1 protein-coding gene is annotated in these 1,087 nt (G+C 61.5%); it reads right to left on the bottom strand.

The features are described from left to right. Positions 1 to 75 precede the first annotated feature (75 nt). A partial coding sequence (locus LQ220_RS24780; RefSeq protein WP_230190626.1) for an IS3 family transposase occupies positions 76 to 1,087 on the bottom strand: 1,012 nt, incomplete at its 5' end.

The raw sequence follows: 1,087 nt of genomic DNA, 5'->3' as shown, positions 1-1,087 counted from the left end.
ATGTCCGTCGTCAGAACATTCGGCACAGATCGCGGCTTAGATTAGCGGAGGGCGGACCTCGTCTGGGGTTGGGTTTTATGCGGCGAGCTTGCGGTGTTGCAAGCGCCGATGTTCGATGGTCTGTCGTTTGATCCTTTCGCGCTGTTTGAGGATCGTTGGTGCCCTGCCGAAGTAGGCGTCGGCGGGCGTCACGTTGCTCAGGCTCTCGTGATAACGCTGGTGGTTGTAGTGCTCGACGAAGGCCTCGATCTGGGCCTCAAGGTCGCCGGGCAGGAAGTAGTTTTCCAGCAGGATGCGGTTTTTCAGGGTCTGGTGCCAGCGCTCGATCTTGCCCTGTGTTTGCGGATGGCACGGGGCGCCGCGCACGTGGCTCATCTTCCGGGCCTCGATATATTCCGCCAGCTCGCCGGCGATGTAGCTGGGGCCATTATCGCTGAGCAGCCTGGGCTTGTGCAGCACCTTGGCGCTGTCGCAGCCGGAAGCCGCGAGCGCGAGGTCCAGCGTGTCGGTCACGTCCTCGGCCCGCATGTTGGTGCATAGCTTCCAGGCGATGATGTAGCGCGAGAAGTCGTCGAGCACCGTCGAGAGGTACATCCAGCCCCACCCGATGATCTTGAAGTAGGTGAAGTCGGTCTGCCACATCTCGTTCACCCGCGTGGTCTTGGTGTGGAACTGGTCGGCGGCCTTGATCACGACATAGGCTGGGCTGGTGATCAGATCATGGGCCTTCAACAAGCGGTAAACCGTAGCTTCGGACACGAAGTAGCGCTTCTCGTCGGTGAAGCGCACGGCCAGCTCACGCGGCGACAGCTCGCTGTAATCCAGCGCCATCTCGACGATCTGGTCCTGCACTTCGGGCGCGATGCGGTTCCACACCCGGCTCGGTGCCGATGGTCGATCTTCCAGCGCCTCCGGGCCGCCTGCAAGGTAGCGATCATACCATCGGTAGAAGGTCCGGCGGGCAATGCCGAGCTTGTCCAGCGTGCGCTTGGCGGGCAGATGCGACTGCTCGACGATCCGGATGATCTCGAGCTTTTCCGATGCGGGATACCTCATTCGTCGCCCTCCCCATCCGCGATCATGCTTT

Origin of the sequence: Sphingobium sp. CECT 9361, from assembly GCF_918741285.1 — a bacterium.
GTDB lineage: Bacteria > Pseudomonadota > Alphaproteobacteria > Sphingomonadales > Sphingomonadaceae > Sphingobium.
The sequence above is the reverse complement of the archived record's forward strand: the minus strand, read 5'-3'. Positions and strand labels throughout refer to the sequence as shown.